Source organism: Shewanella donghaensis (genome assembly GCF_007567505.1).
In the GTDB taxonomy this organism is placed as follows: Bacteria; Pseudomonadota; Gammaproteobacteria; order Enterobacterales; family Shewanellaceae; genus Shewanella; species Shewanella donghaensis.
Window position 1 is genome coordinate 3,020,628 of sequence record NZ_CP041783.1, and the last position, 25,978, is coordinate 3,046,605.

The window sequence follows — 25,978 nt, forward strand, 5'->3', positions numbered from 1 at the left end:
AGAGTCATTGCGCGTTGAATAATAATCATATCGAGTTTAATTAGAGTCGCTTTCGTAAAGCTGGCAGCCCTGTAAGGGTAAGCCCGATAGCTTGACATCGGATGGGTTAGCTCTTCAAAAGACGCCCTATAATGTAAAGTCAGCAACCTTATTTCATATTACATAAATTCACAGCAACAAAAAGCCCAGCATCTGCTGGGCTTTTTTATTTCAACTAACGGTGATTAACGCTTATTCAGCTTTATCACTTTTAGTTTCTGGCGGTACATAGCCTTTACGCTCTTTCTTATTGAAGATTTTCTCAACCACAACAAAGAATAGTGGGATTAAGAAGATACCAATAAAGGTTGAGCTCATCATGCCACCAAGTACACCCGTACCCAGTGCATTCTTACTACCAGAACCAACACCGGTACTAATCGCTAGCGGAACAACACCTAAACCAAATGCTAATGATGTCATCAGAATTGGACGTAAACGCACTCTAACTGCATGTAGAGTCGCGTCAATCAATCCAGCCCCTTTGTCATAGAACTCTTTGGCGAATTCTACAATCAAGATGGCATTCTTGGTTGCCAGCCCTACTGTGGTAAGCAAACCAACCTGGAAAAATACATCATTTGGTAAGCCGCGACCATTCATTGCGATTAACGCACCAATAACCCCTAGTGGGACAACCAGTACCACAGCAAACGGCACAGTCCAACTCTCATAAAGAGCGGCCAAAACAAGGAACACCACTAAGATAGACAAAGCATATAACGCAGGCGCTTGGTTGCCAGATAATCTTTCTTCATACGAAAGACCATTCCACTCAATACCAAAACCAGGCGGTAGTTGCGCTGCCATTCTTTCAAACTCGAGCATCGCATCACCAGTACTAAACCCTTGTACTGTTGCGCCTTGAATATTGACTGCAGGCAGACCATTAAAGCGTTGTAATTGAGGCGAACCAAAGTTCCAAGCACCCGTAGAGAACGCAGAGAATGGCACCATTTCACCATTTGAGTTACGTACAAACCAGGTGTCTAAATCTTCTGGTTGCATACGATATTCAGCTTCACCCTGAACGTATACTTTTTTCACACGACCGCGGTCGATAAAGTCATTCACATACGACCCACCGTAAGCAGTGGCTAATACGCTGTTAACGTCATCAATATCTACACTTAATGCACGGATCTTAGCTTGATCAACTTGCACTTCGTACATCGGCGCATCTTCTTGTCCATTTGGACGAACACCCACTAGATTAGGGTTTTGAGCCGCCATACCAAGCAATTGGTTACGCGCTTGGATCAGTGCATCGTGCCCTTTACCACTTCTATCTTGTAAGTACATATCGAAACCATTCGATGTACCTAATTCGATTACCGCGGGAGGAACAAAGGCAAACACAAAGGCTTCTTTCATTTGCATGAATTTGCCCATTGCGCGATTAGCCAGTGATTGAACATCTTGTCCTTCAGCACCACGCTCAGCCCAATCTTCAAGCCCTACGAAAGCAATACCCATATTTTGGCCAGAACCTGCGAAACTGAAACCTGCAACACTAAATACAGATTTAACAATATCGCCTTCTTCTTCCAAGTAATAGTCACTGACTTCTTCAAGTACTTTAATGGTACTTTCTTGAGATGAGTTAGTCGGCAAAATAGTTTGTGTGAACAAAATACCTTGGTCTTCATCAGGTAAGAAAGCAGTAGGCATGCGCATGAACATCCAAGCCGTTGCAATCACAAGTAACAGGTAAACACCCATCATGCGGAAACTACGTTTAAGGATTTTAGCTACGCTAGCTTCATAACGTGAAGTCAGTTTGTCAAAAGTACGGTTAAACCAACCAAAGAACCCAGTTTTAATATGAGTATGGCCTTTCGGGATCGGCTTTAACATCGTGGCACATAATGCCGGTGTTAAAATCATTGCCACTAATACCGATAGTGTCATTGCCGTTACAATCGTCACCGAGAATTGTCGGTAAATTACACCCGTTGAACCGGACATAAATGCCATTGGTACAAATACCGCAGACAGAGTTAAACCAATACCGACCAATGCACCAGTAATTTGATCCATCGACTTTCGCGTTGCTTCAAGCGGACTTAAGCCCTCTTCAGACATGACCCGTTCGACGTTCTCCACAACCACGATGGCATCATCGACCAGTAAACCAATAGCCAACACCATGGCGAACATGGTTAAGGTGTTAATTGAGAAACCAAGCGCTGATAAAACCGCAAAAGTACCTAGCAGTACCACAGGTACGGCAATAGTCGGAATCAAGGTTGCGCGGAAGTTCTGTAAGAACAAGAACATGATCAAGAATACTAAAACAATCGCTTCGATTAAGGTATGTACTACCCCTTCAATCGATTTTTCAACGAAAGGCGTCGTGTCATACGGATAGTAAATTTGAAGACCGTCAGGGAAGTAAGCTTCTAGTTCATCAAGCTTTTCACGAATTTTTTCCGCAGTATCAAGTGCGTTAGCACCCGTTGCTAATTGAACACCAACACCAGCAGCAGGCTTACCATTATAAAATGATTCAACTGCATAACTTTCAGCGCCTAATTCAACACGAGCAACGTCGTTTAGATAAACGTTTGCACCTGATGAATCTGACTTAAGAATGATTTCTCTGAATTGTTCAGGTGTTTGTAAGCGGCTTTGTGCCGTCACTGTCGCATTCAACTCTTGGCCAGGTACAGATGGCGCACCACCTAATTGACCCGCTGAAATTTGAGCGTTTTGCTCACGAACAGCCGCCATGACATCAATACTGGTCAAGTTGAATTGTGTTAATTTAAGTGGGTCTAACCAAATGCGCATTGCATATTGAGCACCAAACAATTGGATTTCACCCACACCAGCAACACGACTCAAAGGATCTTGGACGTTAGATGCGATGTAATCTGCAATATCATTCTTATTGAGCGAATCAGTTTCAGATACAAACGCTGCAACCATCAAGAAACCCGCACTTGATTTAACAACATTCACACCCTGTGATTGCACTTCAGAAGGTAGCAAGGTCATTGCTGTCTGCAGTTTGTTTTGCACCTGAACTTGGGCAATATCCGGATCAGCTTCAGCATTGAAGGTTAAGGTAATAGTCGCATTACCAAAACTATCACTGCTAGATGCGATATAGCGCAAGTGATCCAAGCCCGTCATACGCTGCTCAATAACCTGAGTTACTGTATCTTCCATGGTCTTAGCTGAAGCACCTGGATAAAACGCAGTAATTTCAATTGTTGGCGGCGCAATACTCGGGTATTGCGAAACAGGGAGGCCCTTAATTGCTAAGACCCCTGCTAACATGATTAATATTGAGATCACCCATGCAAAAATAGGGCGATCGATAAAGAAACGAGCCATAACGTTACCCTATTTAGTTGGAGTGTTTGCTGATAGAACTTGTGGAGTGACTTCCGCACCTGGGCGAATTTTTTGTAACCCTTCAACCACTAATTTCTCGCCAGCTTTCAATCCATCGATAATACGCCACTGGTGATCAATCACCTCAGCTGTCGTTACAATGCGAGATTCCACTTTATTGTCAGCAGTAACAATCATCGCTACGGCTTGACCTTTAGTGTTACGAGTAATGGCTTTTTGAGGGACTAAAATTGCTTTTGGATCTTGTCCAGCATTTAGAATCGCACGAACATACATACCAGGCAGTAATACACCATCAGGGTTAGGGAATTCAGCACGAATAATCACAGAACCCGTTGCTTCATTGACACTCACTTCAGAAAATTGAAGCGTACCAATGTTGCCGTAAGTCGTGCCATCTTCAAGAATCAGTGTCACTTCAGTATTCGTGCTTTGTTGTAACTGACCATCTCTTAATTTTGATTTAAGACGCAATAATTGCGCGCTTGATTGAGCAATATCAATATTGATAGGGTCAAGTTGCTGAATTTTAGCCAGCGAATTAGATTGGTTTGCAGTAACTAACGCACCAGGTGTGACGCTTGAAGTACCAATACGACCAGAAATCGGTGCACGTACTTCGGTATATTCTAAGTTGATTTCAGCAGTATTGATTGCAGCTTTAGCCACTGTCACGTTTGCGATAGCTTCTTTGTAAGCCGCATCAGCTTCATCAAAATCTTGTTCACTTACTGCGTTGGTTTTTACCAGCGTAGCATAACGGTCAGCTGTTGCTTTCGCTGATACCAATGATGCATTTGCACTGGCTAAATCAGCTTCTGCACTGGCTAAAGCCGCATTGTAAGTCGCTGAATCAATTTGATAGAGAGATTGACCCGCTTTGACATCTTTACCTTCAGTAAAACCACGGTTAGTGATGATGCCTGATACCTGTGGACGAACTTCTGCTTCTAAATAAGCACGACTTCGACCTGGTAATTCAACATAAATGGCTTGGGATTGCTCAGTCACACTTAGCACCCCTACTGGAACGGGTGGTGCTTTTTGTTGGGTTTGGGCCTGTTCGGCTTGACCACAAGCTGTAATCCATAAAGCCGCAGTGATAACTGAGGCTATTTTCAGTGCTTTGCGCATGACTGCTCCTACTCCTAATGACATCATCAGTAAACGTTACTCCTTGAAGAGCGGACTTTTTTCTGACGCTATTTTTCAACGTTATTCAAACGTTTAGTACGTGATATTTTAATGGGCACTGTTATCGCACACACTTGTCTACGCAACAACCATTTCAAATATTATAAATTGTAAACAAATAATAAGCTTAGACGTTTTGTTTCACCTTTGTTAATCAACTGGAGTTGATAACAAAAACTACCTACAAATTGTTACTTTTGCGTTAAATTGTTGCAGCTTATAAAAGCAACAATATACAACATATTGGTAAAAAAACCTGCATTGTCAGTATTAAATACTACAAATAAACAACTCAACCGAATTAATTATTGCGATTGCAATACTAACTCAGGCTTCTCTAGCATATCTCGCCACCAAAATTCAGTCTGTTTAGGTGAATCAACTGATACAGCCTCACCAAATTCAGGTGTTAACACTTTTACTTTCGCCTTTTCCGCCAAAGTAACAATGCGCTCTAATGGTTCGAACCAGTCGTGTAATGACAAATCAAAAGTGCCATTATGAATCGGTAACATGGCCTTTTGATGAAAGTCGACACCATTTAGATCAATATGCGCCTGTAAACTCTGTTCAGGCATCATATGAATTTCATGCCATAATTCATTATAGGCACCAGTTTCGATCATGGTGATATCAAATGGCCCATAACGCTCACCAATTTCTTTAAATCCAGAAAAGTAGCCACCATCACCACTAAAGAATAATTTATTGTGTTGCCCTTTAATCACCCAACTTGCCCATAGAGTTTCATCACGATCTAATAGCCCGCGCCCAGAAAAATGCTGTGCTGGCGTTGCGACTAGCGTGAGTTCGCCCAAATTTAATTCTTGCCACCAAGCTAATTGCGTGACTTTGTTTGGATTAACGCCCCACTCAATAAGGTGGTCACCTACTTTAGACGGGGTAACGAAATGCTCAACCTTATCTTTCAAAGCTACAATCGCCGCTTTATCAAGATGATCGTAATGGTCGTGACTAATAATGACCGTCTTAATGGCAGGTAATTGTTCAATATTTATTGGAGATTGATGAAATCTTTTTGGACCAGCCCATTGTACCGGCGATGCTCGCTCGCTAAATACTGGATCTAGAAGAATATATTCACCATCTAAACGTATAAGTAATGTTGAATGACCTAAACGAAAAATTTGATCTTGTGTCTCTAAACTTAAACTCAATTGAGTTAACGGTGTCACTGGCACTGCTGTCACTGGCGCAGGATGTAAGCGTTTAGTGGTCATATAACTCTTTGCTATATGCCAAATATCACTTAACCCTGACTGATAATTGATATCTGAATTTTGAAACTTATTTTTTGATGTTGGCTCATTTTTATCGTCAAACAACCAGGATTTTAATGTAAATGCCATTATTAATACTCCAACAAAAAGCAAACCAAATTTCATTTTAGACACCAAAAGTAAACTACACGGTGCAGTTTATTAAAAGAAGATTGAAAAGTAAACTGCTCAGTGTAGAATATCAGCAGTTTTATTTACTGAGCCATGCTAATGCCTAAAGAAAAAATGACCCTAAGCCAAATGAAGCGTGTCGCGATTATCAACGCCGCTAAAGTGACCTTTACTCAATTTGGGGTTGCAGCGACAAGCATGGATAAATTAGCTGAAGTAGCAAAAGTGTCTAAGCGAACGGTTTATAATCACTTTGAAACTAAAGAAGCGATTGTCATGACGTTAATGGCTGATTTATGGGAGCGCTCTTTAAAGCATAATTTAGCTGAATATCAGCAAGGTATACCGTTATTAGCACAACTATCAGAGCTAATGTTTACTGAAATTAGCTTTATTAGTAGTAAAGAATATGTCGAGCTGACTCGCATGGCGATGGGACACTTTTTTTATAATCCAGAAGAATTACACAAAGAATTACAACGAGTGCATGCCCAAGAAAATGCCACACTACGTTGGATAAGAGCTGCAATGGCGGATAAGAAATTAGCGATAGAAGATGAAGCATTGGCACAGCAACAAATACAAAGCCTAGTCAAAGGCAGTTGTTTCTGGCCACAAGTCATGCTGTTTTCTGGACTACTGACTAAGGCTGAGCAACAAAAAATCGCCAACGAAGTGGCAAAAATGTTTTTAAGTCGCTACCAAGTCACCCCTGCTTAAACCCGGTTATCGCCTACACTCAATGAAATGATACGACTAATTTCGGCAAGGGTTAACCCTGATTCTTGCTGCCACTGATTAAACGCAGCTTGGGATTGGCGCAATGCCGTTTGCGATGTAAAACCTGCATCAACGACATTAGTGGCTTTGAGATATGACTGAACGTCACCCGTTAATAAAAACGTATCCTTACCAATATTTCGTAAGAAATAGGGCCCGGTATTCCCACCTAAACGATTACCTTTTTTCTTCAGCGCCAGCCAAAGCCCGGTAATATTCTCAGATGGCCAGTTGGCAATAAACTCAGCAAAACTGCCATGTTCTGCAGCGATTTGCTGGATCATATATGCATTATCAACAATCGCTTGGGTTTTCTTTTGATGACGAATAAGCGTTGCATCAGTAGCACGCTGCTGAATTTGATCCGGTGACAGCATTAAGACTTTAAACGGATCAAAATCGAAAAAAGCTTGCTGATATGCTGGCCATTTATGCTCAACCACTCGCCATACAAAGCCACTTTGAAAAACTTGCTTGCTCATGGCTGACAACAATTGCGCATCAGTTAGCTGACCAATCTCATCAGCTTCCAGCGTCATAGGTAACAGATGAGCTAAAGCCTTACTGCCACCTTTACGTTCACATGCTCTGTCGAAAATATCGCTAAATTTTTCTAATGTCGCCACAAGCTAACCCGTTTAAATCTGTTAATGATGCTTTAATAAGTATAAGTTCTTTTGAAAGCGTTTAATAACAGTCACTATGCAACATTACGAAGTTTAGGTGCAAGATTTTGCTGTTTTTTGACTTGTAAGAACGCAATCCACTTGGCCACTTCTGGTGGCATTTCTGGTGCAGCATCAAAATGACCCGCAGCGTTGACTAGCTCTTGAATAGGTACTTGCTTGCCTTTACAAATAAATACACCACGCACATGAGCAATACAATGTAAGCCACGAGCGGTAATAAAGCGGTGTTCAATATAAAAGTACTTTTCGTCCCAACCCACTATTTTTGTTTCTATTTCAAATTTTTCGAAAGGTTTAATATCACGGAAAAAGGTCAATTCAGAGGCATTAACAATGGGTAGCCATTTAAGTTTGAGAAACTTCTTCATCACACCCATTTCAGCAATCATATGAGTACGAGCTAAATCCATAAAGGCAGGATAACGAGAGTTTGTTAGATGCAAATTGATATCGCAATCAAGCGGCAATGCACGATAGCTAATTTTACTGGTGTCTAAAAAATTAATTCGATTACAGTGGCGGATACGCCAGACAAACAACCAAAACAGACGAAAATATAAATTCATGGGGTTACAACTCCTTTGTCAGCGGCAAAGGCTATCAGAGGTCATACCAGCGAGCAAGTTTGTTTACTCATTTATCAATTCAGAAGAGAAAATGATCTCGAACATAAAAAATGTTTATCTAACACTGTGAACATAAGCACTTTTTTAATGACCACTTTTGGCATAAAATAGCCGCGCTTAACTTGATTAAGCACAGTAACAATAATTCTCAGGGCGGGGCGCAATTCCCCACCGGCGGTATGTCGACTCTACTAAATTAGACAAGATGAGCCCGCGAGCGCTCGATTTATCGAGGTCAGCAGATCTGGTGACTTAAGTCGTACTTTACATATTAAGTACTGGCTAACATTCCAGAGCCGACGGTTATAGTCCGGATGAAAGAGAATAGAAAACACCAGCATAACTCAGCGCTGGTGCATTTCGTTTGGCGTAAAAACCACTCTTCAAAGCCCTGATTCTGGTATTTTTTTAGGAGTAAACCATGAATCAGCTAACACTACTTTCGCCATTTGGCGGTCCTATCGAGCGCGTTGAAAAAGCTCTACTTGCCTTACAACAAGGTAACGGTGTTTTATTACTCGATGATGAAGATCGTGAAAATGAAGGCGATATCATTTATTCAGCCGAGCACCTAACCGCAAAACAAATGGCCTTAATGATCCGCGAATGCAGCGGCATTGTTTGTTTATGTTTGACCGATGACCAAGCTAACAAGCTTGAGTTGCCACCGATGGTGTTAGACAACAATAGTGCCAATCAAACTGCCTTTACCGTTTCGATTGAAGCCAAAGAAGGCGTTACCACTGGCGTTTCAGCTCAAGACCGCGTGACGACAGTTAAAACAGCAACTGCAGCGAATGCTAAAGCAAGCGACCTCGCGCGTCCTGGACATGTATTCCCACTGCGCGCTCGTGCAGGTGGCGTAATGACTCGTCGTGGTCACACTGAAGGTACAGTCGATTTAATGCAAATGGCCGGTCTGGCTTCTGCGGGTGTACTTTGTGAAGTCACTAACGAGGATGGCACTATGGCTAAAGCACCTGAAATTGTCGCATTTGGTTTAAAGCACAACATGCCAGTACTGACCATTGAAGATATGGTGATGTATCGCTTACAACACGATTTGAAATTAGCGTAAAGCTTGTTTAAGTCATCACTTCCGGTATGACAACATGAGGGGCGCATTGCGCCTCTTTTATTTTCCTTCTCAATTAATTCGTCTCCAGAAGCATTCATCGTCTATAACATGTAAAATAACTCCTCACTGATGTGATTTGATACTTTATTTTTAAACTCATTATTGAGGTATTAAGGCAAGTTATGGACGCAGAGATTACCCCTTACATAATTCCCTACAAAGACGAGCACAGAGCCGCTTGTATCAGTGTGTTCAAAAGTAATATTGGTCAATATTTTGATCAAAGCGAGTTAGCAGGTTTCGAAGAATTTCTCGATAATCATGTTTTTACCACTCAATACTTTGTTGTTACCATCAAAGGGAATGTAATGGGTTGTGGCGGTTACTACTTCAACAATGGCGTGGTGCGATTAATTGAAGGAATGGTCGATAAAACCTGCCATAAAACAGGCTTAGGTAAGTTGTTACTTGAATTCAGACTACAAAAATCAATTGAAGAATACCCTGATAACCCCATAGGAATAGATACTTCTCAGCATACTGAAGGCTTCTTTAATAAATACGGCTTTGAAACAACTAATACAATGAAAGACTTTTATGGCAAAGGTATAGATAGAGTGTCAATGCTATACCAGACCAAATAGTACCGAACCGTATTAACCCTCATGCCATTGGATAAAACCTCAGCTTTCCACTGAGGATGTATCGCGTTAACCGTTTTACAATGCCTGCACAAACGCTTGATAGCGGCTCATGGCATTGGCGTTATCTAACATTCCTTGATGACCAACATTTGGCACCATGATTAGCTCTTTAACTTCTGATTGGCTCGCTGCATATAGCTTTTCAGACAGTGACGCTGGCACCTCATCATCATTCTCCGCGCCAATAACCAGTAATGGGCCTTTGTAGTATTGTGCTACCACTTGCTCATTATCAACTCTCCGGAAATCTTCTGGCATTTCTATACTGGTAAATAACAGGTACCAAGGTGTTTTCTCATCAACCCAGTCATCGGCATTAGTGGCCGAACCATGTAATACCAAGGCATCAACTTTATTGTCCTTGGCTAAATCAGCTGCAATAAAACTGCCCAGTGAATAGCCATGTAAAATCACTTTCTGAGGTTGATATTGCTGATATAAATAGTCTAATTGTTGCTTTGCATCTACCTGTATATTTCGAATGCTAGGCTGGCCTTCACTTGCCCCTAATCCACGTCGATCCATGACAAATATATCGGTATTAAGCGTCGATAACGTGGTGAGTGCAGCTAAACTATGGGGCTCAACTTTCATGCCGTTTCCTTGAAAGAAAATCAAGGTTGTTTCACTGTGGGGGTTATCGATATAGAAACCATTGAGCCTGACTTGATCACTGGTATTCAGGTTCACTGCTGTAATCGAATGATTTGGCATAGCTTGCTGTAACTGCTCGGTAAACTCGTTTGTAAAAGCAACCGCTTGTTGATCACTGGCTATAAAAGTATCTTCGCTTATACGAATGGTACAGGCAGATGTCATCAGTATCATGCTACCAACAACGACCCCAGAGAGTATATTTTTAATCAAACTTTTCATGTCATCTTCCTTAATAAAAACGGTCTAGGTTTCGTCCTGATACACTAAAATATCGCCCGGTGAACACGCTAAATGCTGGCAAATCGCATCTAACGTCGAAAACCGGATAGCTTTAGCGCGGCCGCTTCTTAGCACCGATAGATTTTGTGGGGTAATCCCAACGAGTTCAGCCAGTTCAGTTGACTTCATTTTGCGTTTTGCCAACATCACATCGAGTTCAATAATTATGGCCATTAAATTGTCAGATCTGCCTCTTGTTGTAATTCAGTCGCATGCTTCATCACCCATGCGATGCAATAAAAAACTAGCCCAAACAGGGCAAACTTAAGTTCATAACTACCAAGGCTAAAGTAAATCGGCACAGCACTACTGAGTCCACTAAAATGCAGTACAGAAGCCACTATCATCGGGTAAAATAGGCTCAATACAATCCACCAAACAAATACCAGCGCGATATTACGTAAGCAACGGAAGTTGTTTTTTGTGAACACTAAGCCTTGCCGATAAAGTTCAAATAGCTGATACAGAAAAGTATAAATAAGTAGATAGGGTAAAATTTCGACGCTACCCAGTATCACCCCAGCATGAAAACCTTCTGCATAAAGTGTCTCGGCAAGCATTTGCCACGGGGCACCAAAGTCGACAGCCAAGTAACTGGTAAACCAGCCCCACCAGTCGATTGTCATTACGTATTCGCCTTCTCGAAACTCACCAAATACCATAGTGGCGCCATAACTACTGATCTGTAGCAAGGCTAAAAATATAATAAGTAATTTAATCCATTTACTAAGAGAAACTATTCTATCCATGATTAATTTAGGGTTGGCTAAAGTTAATTAAACGTTAACAGACTTAATAATTAACAGCAACTAATTATCGTTAAACGATAATCACCTCTGTTAACTAGATAATGATAAAAAATTGATTGATAGATTACAGTCACAAAAAAACCGACAGTAATATGTCGGCCAATTAGATGAACTCTGAATAATGCTTACAAGTCGATAAACAACTGGTTTAAAAGCTTTTTTATTTGCGGGTCATTATCTTCAAACTTAATACCGACATTGACTTTGCCATTTTCAAAACGGCTATTACATACTTTGGCTGGTATCGTGGTGGTTTCGTCGTTTGGGTTGCGAATATTTACGAAAATATCCTTCTCATTTACTTTTAGGTTTTCATTATCGGTTTTAAATAGAAAACCACACCCTTTCGAAGAGATATCAGAAATGATGCCTTTAAGCTCTGTTCCCTGTTTAGCTTTGCCGTCTTCTCTTGCTTGAATAGATGAAGGAAGGTGTGTCACAAAGCGTTGATGAGTCCGTAATTGGCGATTTTCAATTTCTTTGGGGTAAGTCAGGAATATAAACTTTTCAGGGAATTTAGTGACATTTCTAATGGTGGTTTTAAAAGCAAAGCATTCGCCTTGTTGTCCTTCCAGCAAATAACGCACCACCACACCATTGCCGTCAACAAACACATCTTTGTAGTTGTTCATTTGTAAAGGTGCAGGATGTTTGAGGATAATGTATTTTCCAATTTCAAAACCCACTAACGTGGCTTTAGTTCTAAATTTCACAGGGAAATCGATTTGAAGATCGACCATGCTGCCAGGCATCAAACTAAAAAATATTTGCTCATCTTGTGGGGTCAAAATACGATTCCATTCCAAAAAGTTCACCACAGACATACTAATCTAAACTAGAACATAAATTAAGTTCACTGACTCATTTGCTGTAATAAAGATGAAATAAACGAAAAAAAGGTGCACTAAGGCACCTTTTAACGTTTACAACATCATGAATTACTTAATTAATTTAAGCATTTATACCAGAGTGACGTAGTAATGCATCGGTATTTGGCTCTCTACCCATAAAACGTACAAATAACGTCATAGGCTCTTCACTACCGCCCATTTCTAAAATGTTATTTAAGAAACTTTTACCTGTTTCAGGATTAAATATTCCTTCATCTTCAAAGCGTGAGAAAGCATCTGCAGATAGAACCTCAGCCCATTTGTAGCTGTAATAACCCGCAGCATAACCACCAGCAAAAATGTGGGCGAATCCATGTTGAAAACGATTAAATGCAGGCGGAACATTCACAGCCACCTGACTACGAACTTCATCTAAAATACCCTGAATATCAGCGCCTTTAGCAGCATCAAATTCATGGTGCATTCTAAAATCAAACAATGAAAACTCAAGCTGACGTAACATCATCATGCCTGATTGGAAGTTCTTCGCCGCCAGCATTTTATCCAGCAATACTTTTGGTAATGGCTCACCCGTTTCATAATGACCAGAAATTTCGGCTAATGCCTCTTCTTGCCAGCACCAGTTTTCCATAAACTGACTTGGTAGCTCTACGGCATCCCAAGGTACACCATTGATACCAGACACACCGCCCACTTCTATTTGAGTCAGCATATGGTGAATACCATGGCCAAATTCATGGAAAAGCGTAGTGACTTCATCATGGGTAAATAATGCAGGTTTGCCATCAACAGGACCGTTGAAGTTACATGTTAAGTAAGCAACAGGTTTTTGAATGCCTGTGCTAGTAATACGTCTTCCACGACAGTCATCCATCCATGCACCGCCACGTTTTCCTGTGCGAGCATATAAGTCGAGATAGAAGCTACCACGGTGGACTTTATCAGCATCATAAATCTTAAAGAATCGCACATCATCATGCCATTTATCAAAGTCATGTTGCTCTTCAATGGTTAAACCAAACAGGCGTGATACGGTATAAAACAATCCTGACAGCACTTTGTTTTCAGGAAAGTAAGGACGTAACAATTCATCTGACACTTCATATTTATGCTGCTGTAATTTTTCAGCATAAAAGCTTAAATCCCACGATGCCATTTCAGTCACATCAAAATGTTCTTTAGCAAACGCTTTTAGCTCGGCTAATTCAGCCTTCGCTTGATCTTTAGAACGTAGCGCTAACTCATCTAAGAAAGACAACACTTGCTTAGGGTCATTGGCCATTTTAGTGGCTAATGATTTATCGGCATAACTTGCAAAACCGAGTAACTGTGCAAGTTCATGACGCAATGCCAAAATCTCATCCATATTATCGCTGTTATCAAACTCGCCCGCATTTGGGCCTTGGTCTGAAGCGCGAGTCACAAAGGCACGGTAACATTCTTCACGCAGTAAACGGTTTTCGCTATACATCATTACTGGTAAGTAAGACGGGAAATCTAAGGTAAATAACCAGCCCTCTTGCTCTTTGGCTTCTGCCATCGCTTTAGCGGCTGCGATTGCTGAATCAGGTAAACCCGCTAATTCAGTTTCGTCAGTAATTAACTTGGTCCAAGCTTGCGTGGCGTCAAGTAACTGATTTGAGTAATTACTGGTTAATTCAGATAAACGCATAACAATTTCGCCATAACGTACTTTTTGAGCATCATCTAGGCCGATGCCTGATAATTCAAAGTCACGTAAGCTTTGCGTCAGTAGCGTTTGTTGCGGAGTAGATAATTTTGCAAAATCTGCTGATTCTTGCAATGACTTATAAGCTTGGTAAAGCCCATCATGCTGACCAACAAAAGTGCCATATTCTGATAATAACGGTAAGCATGCATCATGCGCTTCGCGCCATTCGTCAGTGCTAGTCACTGAGTTCATGTGTGATACTGGCGACCAGATTTTACCTAATTGATCATCCACTTCTTCAAGTGGTTCAATTAAGTTATCCCAAGTGTAAACCGAGTTATTTTTTAAGACTTCGTCAATCTTGCTGCGGCAAGTTGCAATAGCTTGTTCAACCGCTGGCTGTATATGTTCCGCTTTAATTTTAGAAAACTGCGGCAATTCTGTGCCATTTAACAATGGGTTGGTCATTTTTGGTTCCTCGGGAAGTCGATTCAATATCACCTGTGTTGTTAATAGGGGTTAAAGTGACGAATTTCAAGTGTAGCGCTGAATATAACCCCGTTTAGTAACCGATATCTAAGCTGCAATCTTTACAAATACCTCGCTAGAACCTAACCGTAATATACATCATTGATTAAATCTTATACCCCTACCTTAAAATAACCTTAAAAAACGTGAGGTTGGCCACAAAACTATTTACTGAATCTTTACGTTCAATATATTGACAACTAGATCCCAAATAGAACTCATTATCATTTCCAGTTACATTATTTCATGTATTCTATAGCAAGAAATTAACAATATTTTGAGAACAGATACTGATATGAAAGCAAAATTTTCACTTTTAGCACTATCACTGTTAAGTATTTCCCCTTTTATTTCTAGTTATGCGAATGCCAATGATATGGCAGTGGCGCTTGATTTAGGCTGGGATTCAAAATACATCTCAGAAGGTCGAAATAATCTTGATAAAGGCGGGATTTATTGGGGCGGTGCCGCACTAGAAACTGGCGATTTAACAACTTATGCCGTTGTTGGTCGCGGTGATAGCACCCATTACATAGAGTGGAATTTTGGTCTTGAGTATAGCTTGCACCTTCACGATGATTTAGAAACGTCGATAGGTTATCAACGCCTTGAATTTTATGGTGATGAACGAGCTCACGATAACGAGTTATTTGCTGAAATGGCATACACAGGCGTGCATTGGTTAATTCCATCGGTGGCTTACACTTATGCGACAGAAGCAGGTGGCTACTTTGTTGAAGTAAGCTTACACAGTCCATGGCATATCAGTGAACGCTTCTTAATCACGCCTTATGTAACTCAAGGATTTGATTTTCAATATGCAACCGAAGAGCATAATGGTGCTAACCACTTTCAATTCGGAATTGAAGCGAGTTATGAAGTCAGCAGTAATTTTGCCATTAATGCCCACTTGAGTCATTCAATTGCTATGGATGACATCAAAGAAGAAGCACTAAGAGACGGTATTCAAGGCAGTTTAGATGAAACCTATGGCGGTATTCATTTAAGTTGGGGATTTTAATCATTAGCTTTTTCGTTCAGCTTTCACATGTAAAATGCTAGTAAAAATGGCATATGGCTGTGGCATATCCTAAGCTAAGTGAGTCATTTCAATGACTCACTTAAAGCAAAGGAATGCTTATGAATCATCAAAAAGGGATTTCCCTCGTTATTTTTTTCATCGCTATATCATGTTCGATTACCACTGATGTACTGCAAGCCACTGAGTTTTCGCAACTTGTGAGTAAGTCTGCAGCCCCTAAAAAACAAACAGCGCCAGATCAACTGCCTATGAACGTGGTACTTGATCATCAAGGCCAGCCGATTACTCTACCAGCACAACAATCGGCATTAGATTATTCAGCCGATGAAATGCGCCTAGATAAGCCGCTCCCACAATCAAGATCAACAACTAATACTAATACCAAAACTAATACCAGAACCAGCACTAAAACGACTAGCAAAAAGCTAGCGAAAAAGACCATTAATGATCCAACTTGCCACTGGTTAAATCAAAGAATGAAACAACTTAACAGCCAACTTAAGCGCAATAAATCTGAGCCTATCGAAACCGAGCTGTCTCACCGCCAAAAAGAATGGGACTGTTTAGACTGTTCAACAACAGGGCCAAGCCAAGCACAATACTCCCAATGCCAGTATCGACGCTAACTGATAATTTGTTTAAATCTATAAAACTATTTCCCCACTTCAACGGTCTAGGAAACTAGACCGTCATTGAAATCCCCCCTACAATGGCAGCAAAAGAAATATCCAAATCCTAAAAGGCGCTTATTCGTAATAAGACGTTTATTAACACAAGATTAGAGAGGATTAACATGGCTCAACATTTTGACTATATCTGCCTAGGCGCAGGTAGTGGTGGTATCGCTTCAGCTAACCGTGCAGCGCAGCGCGGTGCTAAAGTATTAATTATTGAAGCAAAACATGTCGGCGGTACTTGTGTAAATGTAGGTTGTGTACCTAAAAAAGTCATGTGGTATGGCGCTCACGTAGCCGAAGCCATGAACCTGTATGCTAAAGATTATGGCTTTGATGTCACAGTCCATAAATTTGACTGGAGTAAGCTTGTTGATAGCCGTGAAGCCTATATCGGCCGTATTCACGATGCTTACGGACGTGGTTTTGCCAGCAATAAAGTGACGCTAGTTAACGGTTACGGACGTTTCCTTAATGGCAACACCATTGAAGTGAATGGCGAGCAATACACTGCGGACCATATTACGATTGCCACTGGTGGCGCGCCAACTATCCCTAACATTCCTGGCGCTGAGTACGGTATCGATTCTGACGGTTTCTTCGCTTTACGTGAACAACCTAAGCGCGTTGCTGTTGTCGGTGCAGGTTACATTGCCGTTGAAGTTGCTGGTGTATTACATGCGCTTGGCAGTGAAACACATCTGTTAGTGCGTAAACATGCCCCTTTACGTAATTTCGATCCGATTTTGACTGACGCATTAGTTGAAATTATGGCGACTGATGGCCCTAAACTACATACTCACAGCATTCCAAAATCAGTGATTAAAAATGCTGATGGTAGCCTAACACTTGAGCTTGAAAATGGTAAATCATTAGAGATTGATTGCTTAATCTGGGCCATTGGTCGTACACCGTCAACAGGCACTATCGGCTTAGAAAATACTGATGTAACGCTAAACCCTAAGGGTTACGTTGTGACTGACGCACAACAAAATACCACAGCAAAAGGTATTTATTGTGTGGGTGACATCATGGAAGGCGGTGTTGAACTAACGCCTGTTGCAGTTAAAGCGGGTCGCTTATTATCAGAGCGTTTATTTAACGGTATGGCTGATGCCAAAATGGATTACTCAGTGATCCCTACGGTCGTATTTAGCCATCCGCCAATTGGCACTATGGGCTTAACAGAGCCAGAAGCGATTGAGCAATATGGTGAAGCTAACATTAGCGTTTACAGCTCAGGTTTTACCTCAATGTACACTGCGGTTACCGCACATCGTCAAGCTTGTAAAATGAAGCTCATTTGTGCTGGTGACAATGAAGTGGTTGTGGGGATTCATGGTATCGGTTTCGGTATGGATGAAATTCTACAAGGCTTCGGCGTGGCAATGAAAATGGGCGCAACCAAAGCTGACTTTGATTCAGTAGTAGCAATACACCCTACTGGCGCTGAAGAATTTGTTACTATGCGCTAGTCGTTAATTCACTAATCACTAGTGAGATATTTTAGCCTAGCTAAAGCATCTAGATAGAAAGAGCGAGGAATTTATTTTCTCGCTCTTTTTGTATCTCGCTAATGTGTAAGTTGAGATTGAGCCGCGATCCAATTTTCAAAGTCTTTCTCGGTAGGAATACGCTTAGCTGAATGTCCCATCAATTGCGTCAACGCATAACTAAACTGATGATATAGCTTAGGGTCATCATATTGTTTATGGCTATCATCAATATTAATCAATGCGCCTCGAATATAATTAGTCACTAATTCAACTCGATCAAAGCCAGAAACCTCACCAATATCGCGTATGGCATCTTCATTCCAACGATAGGATTCTGCAGTTAATTTTTCATAGCGCTGACGATAATAATCGCTGCAATTATTGAGTACCGTTTCATTTGGTAGCACGCGATCAATGACAAAATGCTGCTCTGACAACATGCAATAAAGACGCTGACAATGGTGAAAAATATAACGTTCGTATGGGTTGGGATATTTCTCAGTATCACGCTTGGCTTGGGATAACCATTGTTCGTACTGAGCGCAGCCAACTGCAACAATTAAGTCAGCTTCAGTGGTAAAATGATTGTAGATAGTCCCTTTTGAAATTTGGCTCGCTTTCACTAAGTGAGAACGGCATAAATCAAAAGTTTTACTTCCTTTTAAGCAGCGTTGTGATACTTGTACTAAGTAATCCCCGCGTTGATCCCAACTACTCATCCTGACCTCTTCACACTTCATGTAAATTTATTGTTTCAACTTCACATTCAAACAATAACAAGCTTTAGAGCAAGACTATATTGAGTAATACTGATACCACTATGAACAATTGTAATAGCCAATGTTAAAAATTGAATTATTAGAGAGTTTTATTGCGGTTGCCGAATGCGGCAATGTATCTAAAGCTGCAGAAAAAATTTGCCGAACCCAGTCAGCTTTGAGCTTACAAATCAAAAAGCTTGAAGAGAGTGTTGGTCAAACTTTGCTACTTAGAGATAACAAAGGTGTGTCACTGACTGAATCCGGTGAAACCCTACTTAACTACGCCTATAAAATGCTCCAACTCAATTCACAAATATTGGATGAGCTCAAAGATAACCCCAATAAACAAGTTATTCGTTTAGGCGTGCCGACTGATTACATCAAACGTTATTTAAATAGCTGTTTATTAGAGTTTATCCGTGAATTTACCCGCATTGAATTGGCTATCGATACCGATGTCAGCGGCAACTTATATAAGCGACTGCAACAGGGTGAATTTGACGTTATTGTTGCGACTCATTGGCAAGCACCTGTAAATGGTGAATTGTTGTTTGAACGCCATTTTCACTGGGCTGCAGCTAAAAATGGTAACGCCCATTTGCGCGATACCATTCCAATGGCACTGTACCCAGAAAACTGCCCGATAAGAGCACAGGTTTTTGCTAACCATCAGTTATCAATGCGACCCATTAATGTTTTACTTTCAACACCGTCACCACAAGCTTTGTGTATGGCAGTTGAAAATGACTTATCCATTGCGCCTATTGCTGCATTTCGTATTAACGATAAGATGCAAATATTGGATCCCATTGAACACGGTTTACCGCCATTGCCTGTATTTAATGAGTCGGTATACGTTAATCCTGAAACCCAAAGTCCTGTCACTCAGCAACTCGTTAACTTGATCAAAGCCAACGTCCAATCATTGTCTTCTGCTACGATCTAACCCCTTATTTTAAATCGTTTTTAAGTGATTTCACGACTGCTATCGAAATTTAAACATAAAAAAGGAGCGATAATCGCTCCTTTTTTGAATGAACTCACTTCATTGTATATAGTTTTAAACCATCAATCGCTCACGTTTTAACTGCAATATAATATCTGCAACGTACTTCAGCGCTATAAATTGCTTAACGTGATGATTCCATAGCGATAACCACACCTTATTCAACTGAATGCAGCTAAAACGACACGACTATAAATTATAAGAAAAGTTAATATTAAATCTATGATCCCAATCATCATTCCCTTGGGCTAAGCCTAGACTATTACCGCCAAGCCATAACACATTCTTAGCGTTATATAGATCAACGTATACAAAGAAATTGCCGTAACCTACCGATACTCCTGTGGTGTTCAAGATTGAATCATCGAATTCGGCAAAATCTGGCTGTACCATGCTGAAATCATTATAAATCGTATAATTTCCCCATGATGTTGGAATTGATTTAGATAAGTTTGCAGTAAAAATATTACCTTTACTTGCCACTTCAAAGAATCCGTCTAAAAGTCCCATGCCTATCTTATTCGGATCAATGGCACCATCGTCATATTGATCAAAGTCGAATGCTAAATATTGTGCCTGTAATCCCCAGCCATCATAGTTCATATCCATATGCGCAGCGTAGTTAAAGGTGTCACCATTTTCATTAAATTGGCCGTTATACAGTTGGCCATATTCTACTGATACGCCTAATATTGTCGTCAGCTCACCATTACTGATGGTATAACTTTGGCGGCCGGATATCGTATTCGTTTCTTCGTTATCGTAAGTGATGTCACCCACCGTGCCTGATGCGACGGTCCCCGAGAAATCACGATGATCTGTAGTCCCATATACCGCATTTTTCAAAAATGCTAACTCTGTGGTGGAGGCGCCATTTTGATATTTAACCCCTAAACCCAATCCATTATCATCTTCAAAACCAAGGTAGTAATTCAGGCTGTACCACCAGCTGTGAGAGCTAAAATTGATATTACCGAATGGTTTCCTAATCGCACCTGCATTAAATGTTAAATCTTCATTTACGTCCCAAAATGCGTAACCGTATCGTAGTGCTTGATAACCATTATTAAAACGGTAATCCATTGCCACACCGTAATCATCCCACTTATGATTTATTTGCAATGCAAATAAATTAAATTCAAAATCGCCTAATTTTTCTTTTGATGCTTCTGAATAATCTTTATAACTATAATTAGCTCTTAGTGAACCACCAAAAGGTGAATCTTCAGAAAAAGCGGGTGACGATGTTAATAAGCACATAGCAATAGCAACAGACAAAGATATATTTGTTTTTTTCATGTCATTCTCAATTTGTTTTAATATAATTAAAATCTAAAGTAACAAGTCGTAAAAATTAAAATCATTTAACTAAAAAACTTATTAAACATTAAAGTAAGATTTAAATTAAAATCACAAAAACTAATATTTATAACTTTAGAAATTATTACTAATGGTTACTTAACAAGTGTTCTTAAAATCACTTCTGATTAAGTAAAACCTAGTTACCATTTAAATTTAGTTAAGTCACACTGAATAATCTCACCACGTTTTGCAGGTGTACCTGGTTGATTGGCTGACTCACAAAGTAAGGTTGTTCCATAATCATTTCGAGTATCTTGAGCATTACTTCTAGCCCATACTGAAACGATAGCCCTCTCTTCAGGCTTGGCTTCGCAGTTGCCATCGATATCAAATCCATGAATGGTATTTTGATGAAAATACAACAATGAGTCTTGCTCAGCACTCCCTGATAACCACATGGTTTGAGAATTATGCTGGCCTTCATCAAACTGCACTCGACGCATAGAATCTGTTTCTTTTACTGTAGTAATTAGCGGTGAGTCTTCCCGTATTGCCATAGTTTTAAATTGATTTTTACACGCAGGTTGTCTCATGTTGTAGTAGATTTCTGAGATTGCATGATTATGAAATGGGTATAATGTATCAACAGCTTGCACTGTCATGCCGACTTCAGCTCCAACTTTTTCACCATTGATTTCCGCTATGCGTAACAAGCCCCAATGACCAAATATTTCAGCATAGGCATAACCGCCTCGAATATTGTCAAAGTTTTTGTCATTGCGCTTACTTTCTTCAGCGTACATAGGGAACCAACCCGCTGCAGCCCATAGATTTGGTAAAGCATTAGCACTAATATCATAAGGGAATGAAGCTGGCATTTTCACTTCATCACCCGTCACCATTTTGTAGAAATTTTGGGTGAAATTTTTCCCCAATTTTCTAACAGTTTTATTCGTAACTTTTTGCTCAAAAAACTCATCAAATGTCGTTCTTACAAAATGTTGAGCAACTGGGGAATTCTTGGTTAGCTCTCCACCCGGATTATAAATCCAACTCACATCCTCTCTAGCACCAAAGCACTTTTTTGCTTTATCTGAATTATTGAGGACTTGATGAATATTTTTAACCATCAACTTCATATCACGGCGATCCATAATACACATTTTCTGGCCACCTTCAGTACTATCAAAGATGGCCTCATCAGAATTTAAACAACCTGATGTAGTGTCATTGGTTAGCGCTGTCGCATATGCACTTAAGTAAGTTAATGTTTCATCCCAAAGGATATCAATAAATTTTTGATCTTCTTTTTCATATTTAGGTGCATCACCTAAACAGTTAAACACAGCATTATTAATATCTTTTTTATCCAAAAAATCTGGAATATCTGCTGCTAAGCTTGAACTTGATATCAGTAAGCTACTTATTAGTAAACCCAATTTCATACAACCACCCTATATAATTATAATATTCCATAAATTCGAAAGCATTATAATTATGGAATTGATTCCAAAAATTTAACTGCAACATAACTATTAAAATAAATAACAATAAACAATCAATAAATAAAAAAGCTTTAAAATAAATAAAACAACAAAGAAGATAGAGCATTAATAAAACTTAAATTAGTTATACTTAAATAATAAAAATCGCATACTGAAGTTTATTTATTACAAAAACAAATAACCATTTTCAATTAAAATATATTAATCAATTTAATTAAAATTAGTATAAATATAAAAAAGGAGCGATAAACGCTCCTTTTCTATTTGGGGGTAACACTAAGTTGTTAGCAGTAAGCTTATTCTTTATGCTTGTCGTACTCAAAAGTGTGACAATTACTGCACATAGGCTTTTTCGCTTTATGCTCACTATGACATTCTTGGCAAGGTAGCTCTTTGCCATAATGAAGATTATTGTGTGGGTTTTGCCACTTATCTTCTTCACTGCGGGCAGTTTGCTCTGCTAAGTCATCTACATTGTGACAGGATAAACACGATTCATCAGATGGATATTGCTTCATGCCTTGGTCATGGCATGCTTTACAATCCTTACCAATAACGTCTTTATGGTAGTCACGAATTTCTACTGCTTGGGCTGATAAGCTGGCAAAACCAAACATAGCCAGTGCAAGCATAATCTTTAATGTTTTCATCAATAATTCCTCTTGTTTACTTGCTATGTTAAGCATTCATCATGCTACGAGCAGCTGTCATACCCATCACCATACATTCAGGAATAGAACAACTTCCTAAACGGCTCACGCCATGGATACCACCACATACTTCACCTGCAGCAAATAAACCTGTTATCGCTTGGCCTGTGAAACTGTCTTTTACTTCAGCTTTAGTGGTAATTTGCACGCCACCTTGGCAGTAATGTACTTTTGGCCATAAACGCACCACAGTAAACGGCGCTTCAATGTACTTACCTGCAGCCTTGGTCATATTTTTACCAAACTGCTTATCATCGCCAGATTTAACATACTGATTATATTCTTCAATCTGAGCTTTAAGTGCTTTAACAGGCACACTGAAATGTGTTGCTAATTCATCAACTGACTCAAACTTCCAACCGACGTTATACTTAATCACTTTCTTGGTATTTGGATGCTTTTTAGAATCCTTGTAGCTGGTAATAAGCAATGGAGGATAAGCATTTCCTTTCTCGTCACGACAGCTTAATTCAGCATCGGCGCGAGTTTTACGGTCAGCAATTTCATTCATGAAACGCTTACCGGTTAAGCGGTTTACCGCCATTGAATGTGGGAAATTATAAATTGAGTAGTTAGACACATAGCCAAATCCACCTTCATCAGGCGAAGCCCATGGGCCAGATTGAATGTGAGCTAAATGTACTGGTACCGCACCTAAGCGGAACATTTCGTACATTCCTTCACCTGTTGCGCCAGGAGCATTAGTACAACCCACTTCAGCAGTAAGTGTTGGATCTTGCGCCATACGTAAATTAACATTTTGCGCAAAACCACCAGTGGCCATGATCACGCCACGCTTAGCTCTCACATTAATCACTTTGCCTGGTTGGTCTTCTTCAAAGTGATAGTTTTGACGCATTTTAACGCCTAATACTTCACCTTTTTCACCGACTAAGAAACCTTCAAACTTAGCGCGATTATGAGTTTCAACGCCTAAATCACGACACTTTTTAAGTAATGGCTGGGTAATCCCTGCGCCACAACTTACTGTTGTTTGATAAGTACGAGCCACAGAATGACCACCAAGCTGCTGTAAATACGGATGGTATTCTGAGCCTGCATCTAAAGTCATTTGCAGTGCTTCAACTGCATGTTCAGCTACATGGCGGAGTAATGCTTCATCTGCAATACCGCGACCTGCTTTCATTTGATCGCCTACCATGCGATCGACAGAATCTTTAACACCTTCTTTTTTCTGCATTGGCGTTTGCGGTGCAGCAAAAAGACCACCATTAATGGCGGAGTTACCACCAAAGTAGGACATCTTTTCAAAAATATGCACATCTTTTGCGCCAAGCTTTTTCGCTTCAATTGCTGCTGCTAATCCGGCAAAACCCGAACCAATAATAACAATTTCAAATTCTTCATCCCACGTAACACCTGCAGCTTTTTCTGATACTGCCATCGCAGGAGCAACCATTGCAGCACCAGCTGCTACGCCTAAACCCGTGATAAATTTACGGCGTCCCAATAAGTCTACTTTAGTCATCGGTCATCACCCTTTTGTTTTGATTGACTCCTACATCATAAAGATGGAATCGATTCCAAAATGGGAACTAATGTTAGAATATGTTAAAAGTGGTTACTTTTATGTCACTAATCAATTATAGGTAGGGTTTTAGGTATAAATGCAATCAATAATGGATTTTGGAATGGTTTCCAAATTGAGGTTAAAACCGAAGTAATATGTCTAATATTCTTAGTAATCCACAACTTCGGTTTGAGGTTTATACTTGAAGGGCTGGCGTGCTTATTTACTGGCATGATTTTTATGACAATGAAAGCTTTCTGGCTGCCAACGTCGATACATGCAGTTGTAGCAAGATTTCAGCGTATTATCTGTATGTTCATCTTCATCATCCACCAAAAAATCCTGGCAATCTATGGCCGCTGTTCGAGCTTGCAAATAGTCCTCGACACCAAATTTAAACAACCATAAATGACTTTGTTGAGTAAACCACTGTTGCATACTTCCTCCTCACGCATTGATGTATTCAAATTCAATTCACTGATGCCAACTAATAAGACTTCAGTTGCTGTTTCGTGGCATTACACCAACAACCACTTTCATTACTGACTAATAAGGCAAATTGAAACTGGATATAAACCGCTTTTATTTTGCCCTTAAGAGTTAACTGATCATGAGGCGCCAATATCTCGCCTTCTGTGGTTATTACGGCCTGTAAGCCTGTCTGTGCAATAAATTGTTCCACTGACATCAGCAATTCATCTGAACCATCTGTTTTCTGGCCAAGTTTAATATGCCCTTTAACGCGTCCATCTTGGCCACTGAGTCGTAAGCCTATGCCCGCTATCGCACCAATCACGCCTTGACCAGTTCCGCCATGCTCAGTCAGGTCGACTCCTTGCGCCTTAGCTAGTTCATAGGCTTGTTGTTTGGTTTTGACTTCTATTTTGGTTTGTTGACCAAATTCAATCAGCTTTCTGATATCAAATTCAGCTTCTAAATCGAGAATAGCCAATCCCGGATCTGCGATAGTTGCAGATTCTTGCTTGAGGTGAGTAACACAAATATCTTTTATTTGAAAAAAATCTAATGACGAATCAATTTGAAAACACATTGCACTATTGTGCGACGTATAGGGAATATCCGGATGCACCAATAATTGATGCCGGGTCACATATCGAGTGGATCTCAAACCGGTGTTTTCCGCAGATGCAGCAGCAAGTTTTGTTGCTATTTCCTCTGCAATTTCACCAGTGCCTTTGGTACAAATGTCATCGGTATCATCAATGCATATCAACCAAGTTTTCATGGTAACTCCTTATTTTACAATGCC

Annotated in this window: 24 protein-coding genes and 1 riboswitch; of the genes, 7 read left to right on the forward strand and 17 right to left on the reverse strand. The window is 40.2% G+C overall.

The genetic code is table 11. The features are described 5' to 3' along the window. Positions 1-231: 231 nt before the first annotated feature. The 3 genes from FPK91_RS12810 to FPK91_RS12820 form a co-directional block, all read right to left on the reverse strand. Complete coding sequence (locus FPK91_RS12810; protein WP_144211613.1) at positions 232-3,381, reverse strand: efflux RND transporter permease subunit; 3,150 nt, start codon at positions 3,379-3,381, stop codon at positions 232-234. Between the two features lie 9 nt (positions 3,382-3,390). Next, positions 3,391-4,536, reverse strand: a complete 1,146-nt coding sequence (locus tag FPK91_RS12815; protein ID WP_144211614.1) for an efflux RND transporter periplasmic adaptor subunit — start codon at positions 4,534-4,536, stop codon at positions 3,391-3,393. 365 nt (positions 4,537-4,901) lie between these two features. Continuing rightward, complete coding sequence (locus FPK91_RS12820) at positions 4,902-5,966, reverse strand: MBL fold metallo-hydrolase (RefSeq protein WP_227006564.1); 1,065 nt, start codon at positions 5,964-5,966, stop codon at positions 4,902-4,904. Positions 5,967-6,107: 141 nt separating this feature from the next. Between FPK91_RS12820 and FPK91_RS12825 the strand changes: the two genes are divergently transcribed. Continuing rightward, positions 6,108-6,728, forward strand: a complete 621-nt coding sequence (locus tag FPK91_RS12825) for a TetR/AcrR family transcriptional regulator (RefSeq protein ID WP_144211616.1) — start codon at positions 6,108-6,110, stop codon at positions 6,726-6,728. Here the strand turns inward: FPK91_RS12825 and FPK91_RS12830 are convergent. Further along, entirely contained in the window at positions 6,725-7,414 is a 690-nt protein-coding gene (locus FPK91_RS12830) for a DNA-3-methyladenine glycosylase I (RefSeq protein ID WP_144211617.1), read from the reverse strand. The genes FPK91_RS12825 and FPK91_RS12830 overlap by 4 nt on opposite strands. 74 nt (positions 7,415-7,488) lie before the next feature. Next, the gene (locus FPK91_RS12835; protein ID WP_144211618.1) at positions 7,489-8,043 is read right to left on the reverse strand and encodes a thioesterase family protein; all 555 of its coding nucleotides are present in this window, start codon (positions 8,041-8,043) and stop codon (positions 7,489-7,491) included. A 200-nt stretch (positions 8,044-8,243) separates the two neighbouring features. Beyond that, a riboswitch (FMN riboswitch) is annotated at positions 8,244-8,433 on the forward strand. Between the two features lie 91 nt (positions 8,434-8,524). On the opposite strand from FPK91_RS12835, the gene ribB reads away from it, so the two are divergent. Continuing rightward, positions 8,525-9,181 (forward strand): 3,4-dihydroxy-2-butanone-4-phosphate synthase, encoded by a 657-nt coding sequence (ribB, locus tag FPK91_RS12840; protein WP_144211619.1) that lies wholly within the window; start codon positions 8,525-8,527, stop codon positions 9,179-9,181. A gap of 182 nt (positions 9,182-9,363) precedes the next feature. Then, a complete protein-coding gene (locus FPK91_RS12845) occupies positions 9,364-9,825 on the forward strand; it encodes a GNAT family N-acetyltransferase (protein ID WP_144211620.1) in 462 nt (153 codons plus the stop codon). Positions 9,826-9,900: 75 nt separating this feature from the next. Here FPK91_RS12845 and FPK91_RS12850 read toward each other — a convergent pair whose 3' ends face one another. The 5 genes from FPK91_RS12850 to prlC all read right to left on the reverse strand — a co-directional run bounded on the left by FPK91_RS12850 (position 9,901) and on the right by prlC (position 14,621). Further along, complete coding sequence (locus tag FPK91_RS12850; RefSeq protein ID WP_144211621.1) at positions 9,901-10,761, reverse strand: alpha/beta hydrolase; 861 nt, start codon at positions 10,759-10,761, stop codon at positions 9,901-9,903. A gap of 24 nt (positions 10,762-10,785) precedes the next feature. Continuing rightward, entirely contained in the window at positions 10,786-10,995 is a 210-nt protein-coding gene (locus FPK91_RS12855) for a helix-turn-helix domain-containing protein (RefSeq protein ID WP_144211622.1), read from the reverse strand. Beyond that, a complete protein-coding gene (locus FPK91_RS12860) occupies positions 10,995-11,570 on the reverse strand; it encodes a DUF2975 domain-containing protein (RefSeq protein WP_144211623.1) in 576 nt (191 codons plus the stop codon). Before FPK91_RS12860 ends, FPK91_RS12855 begins: the two co-directional genes overlap by 1 nt. Before the next feature lie 185 nt (positions 11,571-11,755). Continuing rightward, positions 11,756-12,436, reverse strand: a complete 681-nt coding sequence (locus FPK91_RS12865) for a PilZ domain-containing protein (protein ID WP_227006565.1) — start codon at positions 12,434-12,436, stop codon at positions 11,756-11,758. A gap of 145 nt (positions 12,437-12,581) precedes the next feature. Then, complete coding sequence (gene prlC / locus FPK91_RS12870; protein ID WP_144211625.1) at positions 12,582-14,621, reverse strand: oligopeptidase A; 2,040 nt, start codon at positions 14,619-14,621, stop codon at positions 12,582-12,584. Between the two features lie 355 nt (positions 14,622-14,976). Between prlC and FPK91_RS12875 the strand changes: the two genes are divergently transcribed. The 3 genes from FPK91_RS12875 (at position 14,977) to gorA (ending at position 17,872) form a co-directional block, all read left to right on the forward strand. Beyond that, positions 14,977-15,702: a hypothetical protein gene (locus tag FPK91_RS12875; RefSeq protein WP_144211626.1), complete on the forward strand. Its 726-nt coding sequence runs from the start codon at positions 14,977-14,979 to the stop codon at positions 15,700-15,702. Between the two features lie 119 nt (positions 15,703-15,821). Further along, positions 15,822-16,349, forward strand: coding sequence for a hypothetical protein (locus tag FPK91_RS12880; RefSeq protein ID WP_144211627.1), 528 nt, complete (start codon positions 15,822-15,824; stop codon positions 16,347-16,349). A gap of 167 nt (positions 16,350-16,516) precedes the next feature. Continuing rightward, positions 16,517-17,872 (forward strand): glutathione-disulfide reductase, encoded by a 1,356-nt coding sequence (gorA, locus tag FPK91_RS12885; RefSeq protein WP_144211628.1) that lies wholly within the window; start codon positions 16,517-16,519, stop codon positions 17,870-17,872. Between the two features lie 98 nt (positions 17,873-17,970). Here gorA and FPK91_RS12890 read toward each other — a convergent pair whose 3' ends face one another. Continuing rightward, positions 17,971-18,612 (reverse strand): TetR/AcrR family transcriptional regulator, encoded by a 642-nt coding sequence (locus FPK91_RS12890; protein WP_144211629.1) that lies wholly within the window; start codon positions 18,610-18,612, stop codon positions 17,971-17,973. A 121-nt stretch (positions 18,613-18,733) separates the two neighbouring features. Here FPK91_RS12890 and FPK91_RS12895 point away from each other — a divergent pair, with 121 nt between their 5' ends. Continuing rightward, positions 18,734-19,600: a LysR family transcriptional regulator gene (locus FPK91_RS12895; protein ID WP_144211630.1), complete on the forward strand. Its 867-nt coding sequence runs from the start codon at positions 18,734-18,736 to the stop codon at positions 19,598-19,600. Between the two features lie 249 nt (positions 19,601-19,849). On the opposite strand, the gene FPK91_RS12900 is transcribed toward FPK91_RS12895, so the two are convergent. The 6 genes from FPK91_RS12900 to FPK91_RS12925 all read right to left on the reverse strand — a co-directional run bounded on the left by FPK91_RS12900 (position 19,850) and on the right by FPK91_RS12925 (position 25,954). Next, the gene (locus FPK91_RS12900; RefSeq protein ID WP_144211631.1) at positions 19,850-20,959 is read right to left on the reverse strand and encodes a hypothetical protein; all 1,110 of its coding nucleotides are present in this window, start codon (positions 20,957-20,959) and stop codon (positions 19,850-19,852) included. A 203-nt stretch (positions 20,960-21,162) separates the two neighbouring features. After that, positions 21,163-22,407, reverse strand: a complete 1,245-nt coding sequence (locus FPK91_RS12905; RefSeq protein ID WP_144211632.1) for a cupin domain-containing protein — start codon at positions 22,405-22,407, stop codon at positions 21,163-21,165. A gap of 356 nt (positions 22,408-22,763) precedes the next feature. After that, positions 22,764-23,117 (reverse strand): cytochrome c3 family protein, encoded by a 354-nt coding sequence (locus FPK91_RS12910; RefSeq protein ID WP_144211633.1) that lies wholly within the window; start codon positions 23,115-23,117, stop codon positions 22,764-22,766. 28 nt (positions 23,118-23,145) lie between these two features. Beyond that, positions 23,146-24,666 carry a flavocytochrome c gene (locus tag FPK91_RS12915; protein WP_144211634.1) on the reverse strand — a complete coding sequence of 507 codons (1,521 nt, stop codon included), beginning with the start codon at positions 24,664-24,666 and terminating at the stop codon, positions 23,146-23,148. 261 nt (positions 24,667-24,927) lie between these two features. Next, positions 24,928-25,146: a hypothetical protein gene (locus tag FPK91_RS12920; protein WP_144211635.1), complete on the reverse strand. Its 219-nt coding sequence runs from the start codon at positions 25,144-25,146 to the stop codon at positions 24,928-24,930. A gap of 49 nt (positions 25,147-25,195) precedes the next feature. Further along, positions 25,196-25,954, reverse strand: a complete 759-nt coding sequence (locus FPK91_RS12925) for a DNA-binding protein (RefSeq protein WP_144211636.1) — start codon at positions 25,952-25,954, stop codon at positions 25,196-25,198. Between the last annotated feature and the right edge of the window lie 24 nt (positions 25,955-25,978).